This window comes from Saccharothrix xinjiangensis (assembly GCF_039527585.1).
In the GTDB taxonomy this organism is placed as follows: domain Bacteria; phylum Actinomycetota; class Actinomycetes; order Mycobacteriales; family Pseudonocardiaceae; genus Actinosynnema; species Actinosynnema xinjiangensis.
In genome coordinates, this window is sequence record NZ_BAAAKE010000001.1 from 864,939 (window position 1) to 883,292 (window position 18,354).

Here is an 18,354-nt window from a genome sequence, read left to right on the forward strand (position 1 = left end):
CCGCGACGGCGGGGCGGGCGGCAGCGGGAAACCGCGTGCGGCCGTGCGCCCGGCGCCGGTCGCTCGGGGGGCGAAACGACCGACGCCGGACCCCTGCCGGTGCTCGCGCACCGGTGGTCGTGCCCCGACGACGTAGAGAACTACACCAGGTTGACGCAGCCGGCCGGTATTTGGCCCCGCGGCACGGCGAAACAACCCGAAATAGCCCTACTTCCCCCTGGTCGCCACCAACTTGGCGTAACGGGTGCCCGCGGTCAGGAGCACCAGGCCCGCGCCGATGAACGCCAGCACGCGCGCGATGCCGTCCAGCGCGGCCAGGTCGAACAGCAGCAGCTTCGCCACCGCCGCGCCCACCAGCACCAACCCGGCCACCCGCAGCGACCTCCGGTCGATGCCCCGCACCAGCAGCACCAGCGCGGCGACCGTCCACGACACCGTCACGATCGTGTGACCGAAGAGGAAACCGGTCACGTCCTGCGACACCAGCAGCGCCGAGCACAGCACCACCCCGGCCGCCGCGTACAGCAGCACCACACCCGCGACGACCCACGGGAGCGGGCGGCGGTCGAGCGCTCCCAGGTCGGCGGCGAACCACGGCAGCACCACCGCCAGCACGCCCAGGACCAGCGAGGTGAGCGCGCCGGCGACCAGGAAGCCCGGCGAGTCCAGGTGGCGCGGCACGTCGAGCAGCAGCCGCGGCGGCACCGCCTCGCCCAGCGCGAGCAGCAGGCCGATCACGCCGAACGCGCCCGAGCCGAGGAGCGGGCCGCGCGAGGACAGGCGCCTGGCCACGAACGCCAGGACCAGCGCCTCGGCCAGGACGACCGCGGCGCGGGTGCTGCCGTCCAGGGCGAGCGCGGTCGCCAGGAAGGCCGCGAACACGCCGACCGCGCCCACACCGGTCGTGAAGCCCGCCGGCAGCGCCCGCCGACCGGCGGCCCACACGGAGACCATCACCACCGCGACGGCCCCGGCGACGCCCGCGCCCCAGGGCCGGTCCAGGACGGCGGTGGTCAGCAGGGCGGGCATCGGCGAGCCGATCGCCAGGCCGACCGCCGACAGGTCCCCGGGGCGGACCCGCGCGGTCAGCACGGCCGCGGCCACCCCGACCGCGGCGGCCACCAGGGCGATCGCGGCGAGGGTGGGCTGGTCCTCCGGGGCGGCCAGGCACAGGACCGCGGCCGGCAACGGCGGCACACCGGCCGCGACCGCGAGCCACGGCCAGTCGCGCTTGAGGTGGACCGGGCTCGCGGCGATCTTGAGGACCAGCAGGAACGCGACGAGCAGCGGGGTGAAGCCCGAGGTCAGGACGGGCGCGCAGGCGGCGCACGCGACCACCGTGCCGATGGCCAGGACCGACGAGTCCCAGCGCAGGGCGAGGAGCAGGCCGCCGCCCGCGACCACCAGCCCGGCCACCAGGCCGCCGCCCGCGGGCAGGTACCCGTAGATCGAGGTGGCGGCGACGACGTCGAGGTAGAGGACCGCGATGCCGGTGGCGGCCAGGGCGAACGCGCCCGTGCGGTTGGCGGGTGCGCGGTGCAGGCGCAGGCCGATCGCGACCAGGACCAGGCCCAGCGCCGCGCCGCCCAGGACCCGGGGCAGCGGGCCGAGGTGACCGCGCTGGACCGCGAGGACCAGGAGGAGGACGACGCCCAGGAGGGTCACCGCGCCGCCGACCCAGGCGAGGAGCTTGCTGCCCGCGCCGTCCTGGCCGAGGCGGTCGAGGAGGGAGGGGCGCGGTGGCGGCGGGGACCAGGCGGGGGGCGGTGGGCCCCAGCCCTGGTTCGGGTGGGCGTGGTTCGGGGGCGGTGGGGCGGCGGGGCCGGTGAGCGGGCTCGGGGCGGTGATCGGGCTCGGGGGTGCGGACGGGTTCGGGGCGGTGGTCGGGGGCGGCTGGGTGGTCGGGTGCGGCTGCGGCTGGGCGGACGGGTGCCGGCCCGGCGCGGAGGTCGGGACCGGGGCCGGAGCGGGGGCGGGGGCGGGGAGCTGCGCTGATGCCGGGGCCTGGGCCGCAGTCGGGGCCGCAGTCGGGTTCGAGCCGGCGCCGGTGGTCCGGGCGCCGACCCGGTGCAGCTCCCGTCCCACCACCTCCAGGCGGCGGCCCAGGTCGCTCAGCTCGTCCGCCAGCCGCACGAGGGGGTCCTGTCCGATACCTGTCATGTGAGCAGGGTCGCTCCCGATCGGTGTATCCGGCATCCGTACCTCTACTCAGGTCGCGTACCGAACCGGTCACACCACCACGCTCCGGGCCTGGCAGAGTGCGGGGGGTGACGGTGCTCGTGCTCGGCTCGGCCAACGCCGACCTCGTGGTCCCCGTGCCCCGCCGCCCCGGCGCGGGCGAGACCGTGCTCGGGGGCGACGCGGTCGTCCTCCCCGGCGGCAAGGGCGCCAACACCGCCGTCGCCGCCGCGCGGCTCGGGGCCCGGGTCGCGTTCGCGGGTGCGGTGGGCGCCGACCAGTACGGCGACCTGCTGCGCGACTCGCTGGCGTCCGCCGGGGTGCGCACCGACCTGCTGCGCACCTCCACCCGCCCGACCGGCCTCGCCTACATCACCGTCACCCCGGACGGCGAGAACTCGATCGTCGTCGCGCCCGGCGCGAACTCCGACGTCGGCGACCTCGACGTGGACGCCCTGACCTGGGACGGCGTCTCCGTCCTCGCCTGCTCGCTCGAAGTGCCGGTGAGCGCGGTGGCGCGTGCGGTCGAGGCGGCCGCCGCGCACGGGGTGCGGCCGGTGCTCAACCTGTCCCCCGTGGCGCCGGTCCCGCCGTCGACCCTGGCGCTGCTGGACCCGCTCATCGTCAACGAGCACGAGGCGGCGGCGCTGGCGGGTTCGCCGGAGGGCCTGCTCGACCTGGGGCCGAAGTCCGCCGTGGTCACCCTGGGTGCGCGGGGCGCGCTCGTCGTCACACCGGAAGGGGTCACCGAGGTGGACGCGCCCGAGGTGCCCGTCGTGGACACCACCGGCGCGGGCGACGCGTTCGCCGGCGCGCTGGCGGCCGGCCTGGCCAACGGCGACGCGTTGGCCGACGCGGCGCGGTTCGCCGCCCGGGTCGCGGCCCTCTCGGTGACGGCGGCCGGCGCGCAGCCGTCCTACCCGACGCTGGACCGGGTGCGGGCATTCGGGTGAGCCCCGGCCGGGCAGGTGCCGTGGCGGTCGGGGTGAGGTGGCGGCGGTCGGAGCTGCGGCAGCCGGGACGGCGGTGACCAGGTCGGGCGTCGTGGTGGGGGTTGGGGTAGCGGGAGGCGGCCGGATGGCGTTGGCTCGTGCTTACGCCACGTCCAGCCGAAAGGTATGGTCTAGACCATGTCGAGCGTGCGCCGCAGCGGTGTCGGGGTGAGTTCCGGTCGGGCTTCCGGGCCGGTGGTCCTGGTGGCCGAGCCGTTGGGCGAGCCGCCCGCCGGGCCGGCTCCGGCCGACCCCGCGGCCGAGGCCGCGCGCGTCCGGCCCGCCGCGGGGGTCGTGGTGCGGCGGCTGGAGGAGCGGGCGGCGTCCGCCACCGGCGAGGCCAAGGCCGTGCTGGAGACCACCGCCGCGATGGCCGCCGACCCGGCGCTGCTGTCGCAGGCCGAGAACCTGGTGACCGCCGAGTCGCTGCCCGCCGCGCGTGCCGTGCACCAGGCCGCCGCCGGGTTCATCTCCGCCCTGGAGGCCGCCGGCGGGTACATGGCCGAGCGCGCCCGCGACGTGCGCGACGTGCGCGACCGGCTGGTCGCCGAGCTGCTCGGGGAGCCGGAGCCGGGTGTGCCCGCGCTCGCCGCGCCGTCGGTCCTGGTGGCCCGCGACCTCGCGCCCGCCGACACCGCGGGCCTCGACCCCGCCAAGGTGCTCGCGCTGGTCACCGAGGAGGGCGGTCCCACCTCGCACACCGCGATCCTGGCCCGGTCGCTCGGCATCCCGGCCGTGGTGGCGTGCCGGGGCGTGCTCGACCTGGGCGCGTCGGCGCTGCTCGTGGACGGGGACAGCGGCGTGGTGCAGGTGTCCGACGGCACCGTGCTCGCGGCGCGCGCGGGCGGGCGCGCGGAGTGGAACGGGGTCGGCGTGCTGCGCGACGGGCACCGGGTGAAGGTGCTCGGCAACGTGGGCTCGCCCGCCGACGCCGTCGCGGCCGCCGCGGGCGGCGCGGAGGGCGTCGGCCTGTTCCGCACCGAGTTCTGCTTCCTGTCGGCGTCGGCCGAGCCGTCGGTGGAGGACCAGCGCGAGGCGTACGGGGCGGTGCTCGCGCCGTTCGGGGGCAAGCCGGTCGTGGTGCGCACCCTGGACGCCGGCGCGGACAAGCCGCTCGCGTTCCTCGAACCCGACCCCGAGCCCAACCCGGCGCTGGGCGTGCGCGGCCTGCGCGTCGCGTTCGACCGGCCCGAGGTGCTGGAGCGCCAGCTCGAAGCCATCGCCCTGGCCGCCGCGGACACCGGGGCCGACGTCTCGGTCATGGCGCCGATGGTCGCCACCGCCGCCGAGGCCGCGTGGTTCGTCGAACGCACGCGGGCGGCGGGCATCCCCCGGGCCGGCGTGATGATCGAGATCCCGGCGGCGGCCCTGCTGGCGCGGGAAATCCTGGCGGTCGTCGACTTCGTGTCGCTGGGCACCAACGACCTGGCCCAGTACCTGTTCGCCGCCGACCGGCAGGTCGGCGCGGTGGCGGCGCTGAACGAACCGTGGCAGCCGGCGCTGCTGCGCCTGGTCAAGCTGGTCGGCGACGCGGCCACGGCCGCGGGCAAGCCGCTGGGCGTCTGCGGCGAGGCGGCCGCCGACCCGCTGCTGGCGTGCGTGCTGACCGGGCTGGGCGCGACCAGCCTGTCGATGAACCACACCGCGCTGGCGGCCGTGGGCGCGAAACTGGCCACGACCAGCTTCGACCTGTGCCAGCTCGCGGCCCGGGGCGCACTCAACGCGGCCGACCCGGCGGCGGCGAAGCTCGCCGCCCGCGCGCCGCACTGATCCCCGTCCGGGATCTCCGCCCGGGATCTCCGCGGCGGGAGGGACGCCGCGTCGGGGTGCCGCACTCGGTGAAGACGCCGGGGAGCCCGACGCGGGTGCTCACCACTCGTCCTCCCGGCTCGCCGAACCGGACGGGGGCGCGCTCAGTCCCGCCCGGCCAGGGGGTGGCACGCCTCCACGAGGGCGTCGCGCACCAACTGGATCAGCGGGTGGTCCGCGCTGCCCCGCCGCACCGCCGCCACCACCCGGCGCAGCGGAGCCGCGCCCCGGACCGGCACGCCCCGCACCGAGCCGTCCCCCGCCGGACCGCCCCCCGCCGGACCGCCCCCCGCCGGACCGCCCACCGCCCGACCATCCACCGCCAGGTCGCCCCGCAGCGCGTTGCGCGGCACCAGCGCCACCCCCGCCCCCGCGCCCACCAGCGCCCCGATGGCCCGGAAGTCGTCGGACGTGTGCGTGATGCGCGGCGCGAACCCGGCCTGCGAGCAGGCCAGCTCGACCACGTCGCGCACCGGGTTCCCGGGCAGCGTGGCCACCCAGTCCTCGTCCGCCAGGTCCGCGAGCCCCACCTCCGCCTTCCCCGCCAACCGGTGCCCCGCGGGCAGCACCACGTCGAACGGCTCGGTGTACAGCGGGAACCGGGTCAGCCTCCGGTCGTCCGCGTGCAGCCGGTACCCCTCGGTGATCGCCAGGTCGATCTCGCCGTCCAGCAGCAGCGGCACGCTGGCGTGCCCCTCCACGTCCCGCACCCGCAGCGCCACGTCCGGCGCCCGCACCCGCAGCGTCGCCAGCGCGGGCGCGACGACCTGCGTGATCGCCGACGCGAAGCTGCCGACCTCCACCCGGCCGGTCGTGCCCGCCGCGAACGCCGCCAGGGTCGCCCGCGCCCGCTCCAGCTCGGCCGCGACCGCGTTGGCGTGCCCCACCAGCAGCTCGCCGGCCGCGGTCAGCGACACCCGGCGGCCGCGGCGGCGCAGCAGCGCGTGCCCCACCTCCGACTCCAGCGCGGCCAGCTGCTGCGACACCGCGGACGGCGTGAGGTGCAGCGCCCTGCCCGCCGCCGTCACCGTGCCGTGGTCGGCGAGCGCGCGCAGCACCCGCAGCCGTCGTGGGTCGATCACCGGGACATCCTCGTCTCTCGGTGCCGGCCGGGACCTTCCCGGGCAGGGGTGCCGAGCCCGAACCGGAGCCCTAGCCCGCACCCATCAAGGCACGGGCGGCCACGAAGGCGTCCACGGCCCGGTTCACGTCGTCGGTCGAGTGGGCCGCCGACATCTGGGTGCGGATGCGCGCCTTGCCGTGCGGCACGACCGGGTAGGAGAAGCCGATCACGTAGACGCCCTGCGCCAGCAGCAGGTCGGCCAGGCGCGACGCCTCCGCCGCGTCGCCGATCATCACCGGGATGATCGGGTGCTCGCCCGGCAGCAGGTCGAAGCCCTCGTCGGTCATCCGCGACCGGAACAGCGCGGTGTTCGCGCGCAGCCGCTCCAGCAGCTCGCCGGACGACTCCAGCAGGTCGAGCGCCGCGATCGCGGCCGCCGTGACGGCCGGCGCCAGCGAGTTGGAGAACAGGTACGGCCGCGACCGCTGCCGCAGCATCTCCACGACCTCCGCCCGCCCGGACGTGTAGCCGCCGCTCGCACCGCCCAGGGCCTTGCCGAGCGTGCCGGTGACGATGTCGACGCGGTCCCGGACGCCGAACAGCTCGGGCGTGCCGCGGCCGGTCGGGCCGGTGAAGCCCACCGCGTGCGAGTCGTCCACCATGACCAGCGCGTCGTACCGGTCGGCCAGGTCGCAGATCTCGTCCAGCGGCGCCAGGTAGCCGTCCATGGAGAACACGCCGTCGGTGGCGATCAACCGGTACCGGGCGTCGGCGGCGTCCTGGAGCCGCCGCTCCAGGTCCTCCACGTCCCGGTTCTTGTAGCGGTACCGGCGGGCCTTGGACAGCCGCACCCCGTCGATGATCGACGCGTGGTTCAGCTCGTCGGAGATGATCGCGTCCTCCGCGCCGAGCAGCGTCTCGAACAGGCCGCCGTTGGCGTCGAAGCACGAGCTGTAGAGGATCGTGTCGTCGGTGCCGAGGAACTCCGACAGCTTGCGCTCCAGCTCCTTGTGCGGCTCCTGCGTGCCGCAGATGAACCGCACCGACGCCATGCCGAAGCCCCACCGGTCCAGCGCTTCCCGCGCCGCCCCGACCAGCCGGGGGTGGTCGGCCAGGCCCAGGTAGTTGTTGGCGCAGAAGTTCAGCACCTCGGCGCCGCCGCCCACGCGCACGGCGGCGTCCTGCGGGCTGGAGATCACCCGTTCCGCCTTGTAGAGGCCCGCCGCGCGGATCTCGTCCAGGCCGGCCCGCAGGTCCTCGCGCATCGCGCCGTACATTCAGTGAGCTCCCGTCCAGTCGAGGATGACCTTGCCGCACTTGCCCTCGCGCGCCGTGGCGAACGCCTCGTCGAACGACGTGTGGTCGAACCGGTGCGTGATCACCGGCGACAGGTCCAGCCCGCGTTGCAGCAGCACCGACATCGAGTACCAGGTCTCGAACATCTCGCGGCCGTAGATGCCCTTGACGTGCAGCATCTTCAGCACCACGGCGCTCCAGTCCACCGGGAACCCCTCCGCGGGCAGGCCGAGCATCGCGATCCGCCCCCCGTGGGCCATGTTGCCGATCATCTCCTGGAGGGCGATCGGCTTGCCGGACATCTCCATGCCCACGTCGAAGCCCTCGGACATGCCCAGCTCGGCCTGCGCCTCGGAGATGGTGCGCCGGCCGACGTCGAGGGCGAGGTCGACGCCGACCGCGCGGGCCAGCTCCAGCCGGTGCTCGCTCACGTCGGTGATCACCACGTTGCGCGCGCCCGCGTGCTTGGCCACGGCCGCGGCCATGATGCCGATCGGGCCCGCGCCCGTGATCAGCACGTCCTCGCCGATGACCGGGAACGACAGCGCGGTGTGCACGGCGTTGCCGAACGGGTCGAAGATCGCCGCCACGTCCAGGTCCACGGGCGCGCGGTGCACCCACGCGTTCTCCTCGGGCAGCACCACGTACTCGGCGAACGCGCCGTCGCGGTGCACGCCGAGGCCGCGGGTGTTGGCGCACAGGTGCCGCCGGCCCGCCTTGCAGTTGCGGCACGTGCCGCAGACCAGGTGGCCCTCGCCGCTGACCAGGTCGCCGACCGCGACGCCGGTCACCGCGGCCCCGATCTCGACGACCTCGCCGACGAACTCGTGCCCGAGCACGAGCGGCGCGTGGACGTTGTGCGCGGCCCAGTCGTCCCAGGAGTCGATGTGCAGGTCGGTGCCGCAGATGCCGGTGCGCAGCACGCGGACGACGACGTCACCCGGACCGGGGGTGGGGTCCGGCACGTCGGTCAGGGAGAGTCCAGGCCCGGCTGTGGCCTTGACCAGTGCTTTCATGGCGCGCAGTCTGCCGCCGGCCGGTGGTGCGGTCCATCAGGACTTTCTGAATTCACTCGTAAGTTCCGCTTCACTGGTGATGTTGCGGACCATGCCGCCGAACACGAGCCCGTGGAACGGCCACACCAGCCACCAGTACAGGTGCCCGGCCAGCCCGCGCGGCACGAACACCGCCCGCTGCCGGTAGGTCGAGCCGCCGCCGCGACCGGGCAGCACCTGGAGCTCCAGCCACGCCAGGCCGGGCACCCGCATCTCGGCGCGCAGCCGCAGCAGCCGGCCCCGCTCGACCTCCTCGACCCGCCACCAGTCCAGCGCCTCGCCGACGTGCAGCCGCCTCGGGTCGCGGCGACCGCGCCGCAGGCCCACCCCGCCGACCAGCCGGTCCAGCCACCCGCGCACCGCCCAGGCCAGGGGGAACGAGTACCAGCCGTGCTCGCCGCCGATGCCCTCCACCACCGACCACAGCCGCTCGGGGGCCGCCGTCGTCTCCCGCTCCCGCACGTCGAGGTACGACGAACCGCCCGACCAGCCCGGGTCCGACGGCAGCGGGTCCGACGGCACGCCCGGCACCGAGGCGCCCGACCAGCGCGTCTCCACGTCCGCGTCCCTGATCCTGGCCAGCGCCAGGGCCACGGCCTCGTCGTAGCCGGTCGTCCGGCCCGGCAGCAGGTCCTCGACGTCGTGCTCCCGGCACACCACCTCGTGCACCAGCGACTCGATCAGCGGCGCGGCGATCGACCTCGGCACCGGCGTGACCAGGTTCACCCAGTGCGACGACACGCGCGGCGTGAGCAGCGGCACCGGCAGCACCCGGCGCGGGCGCAGGCCCGCGACCCGCGCGTACCGCTCCATCATGTCCAGGTAGGTGAGCACGTCCGGGCCGCCGACGTCGAAGGTCCGGTTCACGTCGGGCGGCAGCCCCACCGCCTCGACCAGGTACCGCAGCACGTCGCGGACCGCGATCGGCTGGATCCGGTTGTGCACCCACCGGGGCGTGACCATGACCGGCAGGCGCTCGGTGAGGTAGCGCAGCATCTCGAAGCTCGCCGACCCGGACCCGATGATCATCGCCGCCTGGAGCACCGCGGCGGGCACCGGGCCGCGCAGGAACACGTCCCCGACCTCCTTGCGGGAGGCCAGGTGGGGCGAGAGCCGCACCCCGGACGGGTGCAGGCCGCCCAGGTAGACGATCCGCCGGACCCCCGCCCCGGCGGCGGCGCGGGCGGTGTTCTCCGCGGCCCGCCGGTCGGCGTCGGCGAAGTCGGGGTCGTGCAGCGAGTGGACGAGGTAGTGCACCACGTCCACGTCGCGCACGGCGGGCTCCAGCGACGCCGGGTCCAGCACGTCCCCGCGCACCACCTCGACCCGGTCCGCCCAGGGCACGTCGCGGAGCTTGCCCGGGTCGCGGACCAGGCAGCGGACCTCGTGGCCCTCGGCGAGCAGCCGAGGCACGAGCCGTCCGCCGAGGTAACCGGTCGCTCCGGTGACGAGGCAGCGCATGAACCGATCCTCGGCCGAACGGCCCCGTCCCGCACGACGGGCGGGCGCCGCGGTCAGACGTGGCGGAACCAGCGGGTCTTCTTCTTGATCTCCACGTTGCCCGCGCGCACGTGCCCGTGCACCACGAAGTGCGGCCGGCCGTTCGCCCCCGTGCCGACCTTGTCCTTCAGGTTGCTCGCCGCCAGCTCGACGCCGTCCGCGTCCACCGTGGCGCCCTCGGGCAGCACCAGCTTCACCGACCCGGCCGTCACGTCCAGCTCGATGTCCACCACCGCGTGCGGGATGGAGGCCTCGCGGAAGTCCAGGTCCGTCGAGCCCAGCCGGTTGTGCACGACCAGCCGCCGCGGCACCGACCACCGGCCCTTGCGGTTGACCGTCGACATGGTGGCCTTCAGCTCCTGCAGGTCGCGCACCGGCGCGACCTGCTCGCGGTTCACCACACCGGGCAGGTCGACCAGCACCGCGTTGAGCTGGGCCCTGGTCTTGGCGGCCAGCGCCGTGTCGGTGCGCTCGGTGAACTCGTCGAGCGTGATCAGGCCGCGCCCGATCGCCTTCTGCAACAGCTCGACCACGTGCTCGCGCTCCGCGTCCGACACCCGGAAGTTCCTCGGGTCCGCCTGGGCGGGTTCGGTCATGTCAGTCCTCCGGTTCGACGTCGAGCCCGTGCTCGATCGCGTACCGCGCCAGCTCGACGCGGTTGTGCAGCTGGAGCTTGCGCAGGGTCGACTGCACGTGGTTCTCGACCGTGCGGTGCGAGATGACCAGCCGGTTGGCGATCTGCCGCGCGGTCAGCCCCTTGGCCACCAGCCGCAGGACCTCGGTCTCCCGCTCGGTCAGCTGCGGCTTGTCCTGCTCGCCCGGCGCCGCGGCCATCCGCCGGTACTCGCCGAGCACCAGGCCGGCCAGGCCCGGGGTGAACACCGCGTCGCCCGCGGCGGTCCGGCTGACCGCGTCCACCAGCTCCTCGGCCGAGGCCGACTTCACCAGGTAGCCGGACGCGCCGGCCTTCACCGCCTCCAGCACGTCGTCGTGCTCGCCGCTGGCCGACAGCACCAGCACCCGCGTGCCCGACAGCGAGCCGGTGATCAGCGTGGTCGCCTCCACCCCCGTCGAGGCGCCCAGGTTGAGGTCCATCAGCACCACGTCCGGCCGCACGGCCCGCGCGATGCGCACCGCCGACGCCGCGTCGCCCGCGGTCGCCACGACCTCGAAGCCGCGCTCGGCCAGGTCCCGCGCGACGCCGTCGCGCCACATGGGGTGGTCGTCCACCACCATCACGGACACGCTCATCGGTGAACCCGCACTTCCCACTCGGTGCCCTCCCCCGGCCCGGTCTGGAGCTCCAGGGTCCCACGCAGGTCCTCCACCCGACCCCGGATCGACTTGGCGACGCCCATCCGGCCCTCCGCCTCGGCCGAGTCCAGCCGGCCCTCGGGGATGCCGGGGCCGTCGTCGCGGACGCTCACCACGACCTCCTCGCCCAGGTCCTCCAGCAGCACCCACGCCTTGGCGTCCGGCCCCGCGTGCTTGTCCACGTTGGACAGCGCCTCGCGCACCACCGCGGCCAGCTCGAACACCGTCGCCGCGGGCAGCATCACCCTGGTGGCCGGTGTGGACACCTGCACGCGCGACGTGGCCAGCAGCTGGAGCGCGGGCCGCAGGTCCGCGTCGCCGTCCAAGGTCGACTCGCCCGGCGCGGCGGCCACCAGGGACCGCAGCGCGATTTCCTGCTCACCGGCGAGCCGCGCCAGCTCCGCGGCCTCGCCGCCCAGCTCGTTGCCGCGCTTGCGCACCCGCGCGAGCACCTGGAGCACGCCGTCGTGGATGGAGCGGGCGAGCCGCTCGCGCTCGGCCGTGGCGGCCTCGGTGCGCAGCGCCTGCGCCAGCCGCACCGCCGAGCGGCGCGCCGTGGCCGACGCCATGCCGATCACCAGGCCCGCGCCGGTCAGCAGCACCACGTCCCGCACCACGTCCACGCTGATCGCGCCGCGGTTGAGGTAGGTGATCAGCCCGACCAGGAGCCCCGACAGGGCGCCCGCGAGCTGCCCGCCCAGCGCGGCCGTCGCCACCACCGGGTTGCACGCCCAGATCGTGGTGATCAGCGGCGCGTCGAGCACGAACTGCTCGGCGGTCATGATCAGCGGCGACAGGGACATCAGCCCGCACGCCAGCACCACGTCCGCGACCACGACCCAGGGCCGCCGGCCGCGCTCGCGGCTGTAGGCGCGGACCGTGAACACCGACCAGGCGAACATCACCGCGACCGCCGACCAGGCCAGCCACTCCCGCTGGTAGTCGTCGCGGTGCACCGCGGTGGTGCCCGCGGCGAACAGGAACGTCACTACGCGTAGCGCGACCGTTCCCCGCCAGAGGTGGGCGACCGGGTCCTCCGTGGTCGAGGTCCCCTGGTCGGATGGCTTCGTGTGCACGGCGTGCCCCCTTCGCCCCCAATCTTGCCGTGCCGGAGTGGCGCAGCTAACCCCCAGGTGGCCGTCTGTTCCACAGATGACATCTGTGAAAAGCTGACGGTGGTTACTGGGTGTGATCGCGCCCATCAACTCCGCGTGGCGAGGGAGGGCCCGGCGTGCGCCACTGGCCGCTGTGGGGGTTGAGGCGGTCGGCCCTGGCCTACTGGCTGTTCGTGGAGGCCTGCGCGCTGGCGCTCGTGGTCCACGTCATCGCGTCGTCGGAGCAGCCCGAGCCCGCCGAGGTCGGCCGGTTCGCGATCATCGCTGCCACCGCGGGCGCGGTCGTCATCGGCAGCTCGATCCACAGCAACCGGATGGGCGAGACCGAGCGCAACCCGTGGGCCGCGCACCTGTGCTACCTGACCGCGGGCGCGGTGGCGCTGCCGTGCAACCTGCTGGTCCTGCTGCTGTTCGGCCCCGCGCTGCACGGCGTGCTGTCCTCGCGCCCCGAGTCGCACCGCTGGGTGTTCACCCTGTCCGCGAGCGCGCTGGCGGTGTTCGGCGCCCGGTACGTCATCGGCTGGGAGCAGCCCGACCTCGACCTGGGCCTGATGGTCCTCGGCGCGACCGCGCTGCTCGTGGCGCACGCGGGCCTGATCGCGATCGGCCTCAAGCTGCGCACCCCGCGCGCCCGCGGCGAGGAGGTCGTCGGCGAGTCGATCGACGTGGTCCTCGGCGTCGTCGCGGTCAGCATCGGCGGCCTGATGGGCGTCGTCGCCGTCACCAACCCGGTGCACGCCCTGATGGCCGGACCGCCGCTGGCCCTGCTCGAACGCGCCGCCCAGCTGCCGCAGTGGCGCAGGTCGGCGCAGCGCGACGCCAAGACCGGCCTGGCCAACGCCGTGCACTGGGACGCCCGCGCCCGCGCCGAGCTGGCCAAGGCCCGCGCCCGCGACCGGCCGATGGCCGTGATGCTGCTCGACCTCGACCACTTCAAGCGGGTCAACGACGAGGTCGGGCACCTGGCGGGCGACTCGGCGCTGAGCGCGGTGGCCCTGCTCCTGACCGGCACCGTGCGCAGCGGCGACCTGGTGGGCCGCTTCGGCGGCGAGGAGTTCGTCGTGATGCTGCCCGACGCCGAACCGGCCGTCGCCCGCTCGGTCGCCCAGCGGGTCCGGCACGCCGTGGCCGACCTGGCCGTGCCCACGGCCGACATGCACGGGCGGGAGCACCTGCTCACCGGCCTGACCGTGAGCATCGGCGTGGCCACCACCCAGCGCTTCGGCTACGAGCTGCCCGACCTGCTGATGGCCGCGGACGCCGCGCTGCTGTCCGCCAAGGGCTACGGCCGCAACCTGGTCGAGATGGCCTGAACCCCTCCGGCCGCCCGGGGGGTCGGCCGGGGGGTCGGCCGGAGGGGCGGGGTCACCGCCTGCCGCTGTGGCCCGGTCCCGGGCGCTCGCGGCCCCCGATGTCCTCCACCCGCTCGCCCGCCGTGTCCACCGCGCCGCTCTCCTGCGGCTCGTGCACGTCCACCTGCCGCGGCTCCACGTCCTTGTCCGAGTCCGACAGCAGCGACCGGATGCCCGAGTTCAGCACCGCCAGCAGCGGCACCGCCAGCAGCGCGCCCGCGATGCCGCTGACCACCAACCCGGCGGCGATCGCCAGCACCACCGCCAGCGGGTGCAGCTTCACCGCGCGGCCCAGCAGCAGCGGCTGGAGCACGTGGCTCTCCAGCTGCATCACGCCGATCAGCACGCCCAGGATGATCAGCGCCTCCACCGGCCCGTTGGCCACCAGCGCCACCAGCACCGCCACCGCGCCGGTGACCACCGCGCCGACGATCGGGATGAACGCGCCGAGGAACACCAGCGCCGACAGCGGCACCACCAGCGGCACGTCCACGATCCACAGGCCGACGCCGACGCCGACCGCGTCGACCACGGCCACCAGGGCGGTCGCCCGCACGTAGGACACCAGCGAGGCGAACCCGCGCCGGCCGGCCACGTCCGCCCGGTCGCGCACGTCGTGCGGCACGATCCGGACCAGGAACCGCCAGATCCCGTCGCCGTCGTGCAGGAAGAAGATGAGCGTGAACAGCGCCAGCACCAGGCCGGTCAGGATCTCGCCGAGGGTCGCCGCCGTGGTCAGCGCGCCCGAGGTGATCTCGCCCTGGTTCTCCTGGACCGTCTGCACCACGTCGTCCAGGTACTGCTGGAGCTGCACGTCGCTCAGGTGCAGCGGCCCGTCGCGCAGCCAGTCGCGGATGGTGTCCAGGCTCGCGCTGACCTGGACCTGGAGCTGCGGCAGGCCCTTGGAGAACTCGGTGATCACGAACGTGAGCACGCCGCCGACCACGGCGAGCCCGCTGACCAGCACCAGGCCGGTGGACACGCCGCGCGGCACGCCCGCCTGGCTCAGCTGGGACACCGCGGGCGACAGCAGCGCCGCCAGCAGCAGGGCGATGCCGACCGGGATGACCACCGAGGCCAGGAAGCCCACCACCTGCGCCACCACGTAGAGCGCGGCGACCACCACCACGAACCGCCAGCCCAGCGCCGCGCTCACGCGCAGCAACGGCGGCACCCTGCTGTCCAGCTCTCTCCCCGTCACACGATCACGTTAGCCCCGTTCGGGTAGCGCTGGGTGACGACCAGCCGGCTGCGACGCAAACCACCAAAACCTGGCGGTGGTCGCGCCGCGGGTGATCGGATCACGGCGTGACCGTTGAGCAGAGCGTGCGCGAGGCGTTCGCCGCCGGCAGGCGGGTGCGGTTCGACCCGAGGGCGCCCAAGCGGGAGCGCACGGTCCGCGGCGAGCTGCTGTCGTCCCTGCTGGCCGACCTGCCGCTGGACGGCCTGCGCGGCGCGGCGCTGCGGCTGGTCGGCGCGAACGTGGTCGGCCCGTTCGCGGTGGAGGGCCTGCGCGTCGACCACGTCGTCGACCTGCACGACTGCACCTTCGAGCAGCCGCCGGACCTGCGCATGGCCCGCCTGGTCGGCCTGCGGCTGCGCGGCTGCCAGGTGCCCGGGCTGCTCGGCCGCAACCTGCGCGTCGGCAGCGACCTGGTGCTGGAGGCGGGCTTCACCAGCGACGGCGCGGTCGACCTCACCGACGCCTCGGTCGACGGCACGCTGCGGCTGGCCGGCGCCGTGCTGCGGGCCAGGGGCGACCACGCCCTGCTCGCCGCGCGCGTCCGCGTGTCCGGCTCCCTCCAGGCGATCGCCCTGCGCGCGGGCGGCGAGGTGCGGCTGCGCGGCGCGAACATCGGCGGCAACGTGCACCTGGGCGGCGCGCGGCTGGTCAACGCCGGGCAGACCGCCCTGGACGCGACCGGCGTGACCATCGCGGGCACCCTGTTCTGCGACACCGACGGCGGCCGGTTCACCGCCGAGGGCCGCGTCCTGCTCGACGGCGCCAGGGTCGGCGGCAGCGCGGTGTTCTCCGGCGCCCGCCTGCACGGCGGCGTGGCCGACCGGCCCGTGCTGGTCATCCCGCGCGGCACCGCGGACGAGTCCGCCGCGCTGGTCGCCGACCGCATCCGGGTCGAGGGCAACGTGGAGCTGGACGACGGCTTCACCTCCTCCGGCACGGTCCGCCTGCCCAACGCCGACATCGGCGGCTACCTGCGGCTGTCCGGCGCCCGGATCGGCCGCCGCGACGCGGTGGGCGAACCGGGCGAGCAGCCGGCCGGCGCCGTCCAGCGCATCCCGGTCGCCCTGCACGCCGACGGCATCCAGGTCCGCGGCGACCTCGAAGCGCGCGGCGCGGTCAACGGCGGCGGACCCCGCGGCGACGCGCTGCACGCCTACGGGCAGGTGCGCCTCGTGGACGCGCACGTGCGGGGCAGCGCGTCCCTCTCCGGCGTGCGGCTGCACGGCCCCGGCATCGACGTCCTGTTCGCCGACCGGCTCCGCGTCGGCGGCACCCTGTTCCTGCGCGAGCTGCGCACCGAGGGCTCGCTGCGCCTCCAGAACGCCGAGATCGGCTCCACCCTCGACTGCTCGGGCGCGAGCCTGCTGTCGCCGCGCCGCCTGCCCGACGGCAGGGTCAAGCCGTCGCTGGACGCCCGGGTGGCCTCCATCGGCAAGGACCTGCTGTGCAGCCACGGCTTCACCGCCGCGGGCGGCGTGCGGATCAGGCTCGCGGAGGTCGGCAAGATGGCCACGTTCGCGGGCGCGCGGCTCGGCGGTCCGGGCGGCGACATCGCGCTCAACGCCTACGGGCTGCACGTGCAGCAGCTGGTGCTGCGGCTGGACGAGGAGCACGTGCCGGTCGGCCGGGTCCTGCTCACCCGGTGCGACGCGACGGCCGTCCAGGACGGGCCGGGGCTGTGGGCCGCGACCGGCGGGGTGGACGTGGACGACTTCACGTTCCGCTCGATCTCGTCCACGCCGCAGGTCGACGTGCGCACCCGGCTGCGGTGGCTGCGCGAGGTGCAGCCCGACTTCGCGCCCGGCCCTTACGAGCAGCTGGCGGCCGTGTACCGGGACGGCGGCGAGGAGGAGCTGGCCCAGCTGGTGCAGATCGCGAAGCAGCACCGGCGCTACTCCGAGCTCGGCGTGGCCGGCCGGGTGTGGGGCTCCCTCCAGCGCTGGACGGTCGGCTACGGCTACCGGCCCTGGCTCGCGATCGCCTGGCTGACCGCGTTCTGGCTGTTCGGCGCGCTGTGGTTCCTGGGCCACGAGATGCCCAGGCTCAACGAGGACGAGTCGCCGTCGTGGAACCCGTGGCTGCTGTCGGTGGACCTGCTGGTCCCGATCGTCGACCTCGGCCAGGACGGCAAGTGGAAGTTCAGCGGGCCGTCCCAGTGGATCTCCAGCTCGTTGATCGCGGTGGGCTGGATCCTGGCGTCCACGGCGGCGGCCGGCGCGGCCCGCGTCCTGAAGCGGGTCTGACCCGGCGGTCGAACTCGCCCTCCCGTCACACGATCCGGCGAACCGGGTGGCGAACGAGTGCGCACCCGACCCGGTTCCTGGCACGCTCTCGGCGTCGGCTTGATCACGTCCGAACCGGGCGTGCTGATCTCGGTGCCGGCGAACCAGTGCCCGTGGTGAGAGGAACCAGCGATGTCTGCCGTCGACCGGCGAGTGGGAACGGGGGCGAGCCGCGTTCGGCGGCTGCTCTCCCGTGCCCTGCTGGTCGCCGGCGGCGCGCTGGCCGGCACCGCGGCCGCCTGGGCGCTGTCCGCGTCCCCGGCGGTCGCGGCCGACCACGACGTGGTCGGCGGCATCACCGCGCACGGTCCGCTGCACGAGGCCCTGGCCCCGATCGGCCAGGACGGGCTCGGTCCCGTCGGGGTGGACCCCGACGGGCTTCGCTCCACCGGGCTCGACCAGACCGTGCGGGAGTTGGGCGCCGCGCTGCACCCGTCCCGGGTGCGGGAGCCGAAGAGCCCCGACCTCGGCCGCGTCGCGGACGAGATCCGCGGCACCGTCGAGCACGTGGGCGCCTGGCTCCAGCCCCGCTCGTCGACGTCGTCGAAGCCGGCCAAGCCGGTGGTCGTCGACGGCGATGCGGTCGGCGGCACCCAGGCGCAGCCCACCCCGGAGACCACCCCTCCCACCACCGCCGTGCCGGTCGATGCCGGTACGCCGGTGGTGACCGGGGTCTTCGGCGAGCTCAGCCGACTGTGGCTGGACCAGGCGCCCGGCACCGCACCGGTGCAGGCCGCCGACCCCGGGTCGTCCCTGCCGGGCGACCCGTCCGGACTGCCGTTGATGCCGTTCGCGCCCCCGCTCGGCGTGCCGGCCCACTGCACCTGCGGTGGCGACGCGTCCGGGTCCTCCGGTGGCGGCAGCGGTTCGTACGCGACCGCGTCCGCCCACCCCTCCGACACCGCCGTGGCCCGGGCTCTGTTCCCCGCCACCGTGCGGAACGTCGTGATGCCCGGCAAGCAGCCCGGCATCACCCCTGACTGACCAACGCGCGCGGTCCGCGCCTGCTCGCTGACGAGCAGGCCCGGTAATCGACCGTCGCGCCCACTCGTGCGCGCTCCCGTTCCGGTCGAGACGCCGCGCTCCTCCCACCCCCTGAAATCCGGGTGGCCGTCGCCTCCGACGCGTTCGCGCGTCCGGTCACCCACCACCTCC

Annotated in this window: 14 protein-coding genes; 5 read left to right on the plus strand and 9 right to left on the minus strand. The window is 75.1% G+C overall.

Annotation, left to right across the window (positions count from 1 at the left end; translation table 11 throughout):
• Positions 1 to 207: 207 nt before the first annotated feature.
• On the minus strand, positions 208 to 2,160 hold the full coding sequence (locus ABD223_RS04130; protein ID WP_344034474.1) for a DUF2339 domain-containing protein: 1,953 nt from the start codon (positions 2,158 to 2,160) through the stop codon (positions 208 to 210).
• 113 nt (positions 2,161 to 2,273) lie between these two features.
• On the opposite strand from ABD223_RS04130, the gene ABD223_RS04135 reads away from it, so the two are divergent.
• Together ABD223_RS04135 and ABD223_RS04140 are read left to right on the plus strand one after the other, a co-directional pair.
• Positions 2,274 to 3,131: a ribokinase gene (locus tag ABD223_RS04135; protein WP_344034734.1), complete on the plus strand. Its 858-nt coding sequence runs from the start codon at positions 2,274 to 2,276 to the stop codon at positions 3,129 to 3,131.
• 177 nt (positions 3,132 to 3,308) lie between these two features.
• Positions 3,309 to 4,940, plus strand: a complete 1,632-nt coding sequence (locus tag ABD223_RS04140; RefSeq protein ID WP_344034475.1) for a phosphoenolpyruvate--protein phosphotransferase — start codon at positions 3,309 to 3,311, stop codon at positions 4,938 to 4,940.
• A gap of 143 nt (positions 4,941 to 5,083) precedes the next feature.
• Here ABD223_RS04140 and ABD223_RS04145 read toward each other — a convergent pair whose 3' ends face one another.
• The 7 genes from ABD223_RS04145 to macS all read right to left on the minus strand — a co-directional run bounded on the left by ABD223_RS04145 (position 5,084) and on the right by macS (position 12,283).
• Positions 5,084 to 6,061, minus strand: a complete 978-nt coding sequence (locus ABD223_RS04145; RefSeq protein ID WP_344034476.1) for a LysR family transcriptional regulator — start codon at positions 6,059 to 6,061, stop codon at positions 5,084 to 5,086.
• A gap of 70 nt (positions 6,062 to 6,131) precedes the next feature.
• Positions 6,132 to 7,319 (minus strand): glycine C-acetyltransferase, encoded by a 1,188-nt coding sequence (locus ABD223_RS04150; protein ID WP_344034477.1) that lies wholly within the window; start codon positions 7,317 to 7,319, stop codon positions 6,132 to 6,134.
• Positions 7,320 to 8,354, minus strand: coding sequence for an L-threonine 3-dehydrogenase (tdh, locus tag ABD223_RS04155; RefSeq protein ID WP_344034478.1), 1,035 nt, complete (start codon positions 8,352 to 8,354; stop codon positions 7,320 to 7,322).
• A 36-nt stretch (positions 8,355 to 8,390) separates the two neighbouring features.
• Positions 8,391 to 9,854, minus strand: a complete 1,464-nt coding sequence (locus ABD223_RS04160; RefSeq protein ID WP_344034479.1) for an SDR family oxidoreductase — start codon at positions 9,852 to 9,854, stop codon at positions 8,391 to 8,393.
• 53 nt (positions 9,855 to 9,907) lie between these two features.
• Positions 9,908 to 10,489 (minus strand): DUF1707 SHOCT-like domain-containing protein, encoded by a 582-nt coding sequence (locus ABD223_RS04165; RefSeq protein ID WP_344034480.1) that lies wholly within the window; start codon positions 10,487 to 10,489, stop codon positions 9,908 to 9,910.
• Position 10,490: 1 nt separating this feature from the next.
• A complete protein-coding gene (locus ABD223_RS04170) occupies positions 10,491 to 11,144 on the minus strand; it encodes a response regulator (RefSeq protein ID WP_344034481.1) in 654 nt (217 codons plus the stop codon).
• The gene (gene macS, locus ABD223_RS04175; protein WP_344034482.1) at positions 11,141 to 12,283 is read right to left on the minus strand and encodes a MacS family sensor histidine kinase; all 1,143 of its coding nucleotides are present in this window, start codon (positions 12,281 to 12,283) and stop codon (positions 11,141 to 11,143) included. Before macS ends, ABD223_RS04170 begins: the two co-directional genes overlap by 4 nt.
• Before the next feature lie 155 nt (positions 12,284 to 12,438).
• On the opposite strand from macS, the gene ABD223_RS04180 reads away from it, so the two are divergent.
• Positions 12,439 to 13,635 carry a GGDEF domain-containing protein gene (locus ABD223_RS04180; protein WP_344034483.1) on the plus strand — a complete coding sequence of 399 codons (1,197 nt, stop codon included), beginning with the start codon at positions 12,439 to 12,441 and terminating at the stop codon, positions 13,633 to 13,635.
• 52 nt (positions 13,636 to 13,687) lie between these two features.
• Here the strand turns inward: ABD223_RS04180 and ABD223_RS04185 are convergent, their stop codons facing one another.
• The gene (locus tag ABD223_RS04185) at positions 13,688 to 14,875 is read right to left on the minus strand and encodes an AI-2E family transporter (RefSeq protein ID WP_344034484.1); all 1,188 of its coding nucleotides are present in this window, start codon (positions 14,873 to 14,875) and stop codon (positions 13,688 to 13,690) included.
• Positions 14,876 to 14,982: 107 nt separating this feature from the next.
• On the opposite strand from ABD223_RS04185, the gene ABD223_RS04190 reads away from it, so the two are divergent.
• Together ABD223_RS04190 and ABD223_RS04195 are read left to right on the plus strand one after the other, a co-directional pair.
• Positions 14,983 to 17,160 (plus strand): translocation/assembly module TamB domain-containing protein, encoded by a 2,178-nt coding sequence (locus tag ABD223_RS04190; protein WP_344034485.1) that lies wholly within the window; start codon positions 14,983 to 14,985, stop codon positions 17,158 to 17,160.
• Positions 17,161 to 17,331: 171 nt separating this feature from the next.
• A complete protein-coding gene (locus ABD223_RS04195; RefSeq protein ID WP_344034486.1) occupies positions 17,332 to 18,183 on the plus strand; it encodes a hypothetical protein in 852 nt (283 codons plus the stop codon).
• The last annotated feature ends 171 nt before the right edge of the window (positions 18,184 to 18,354 follow it).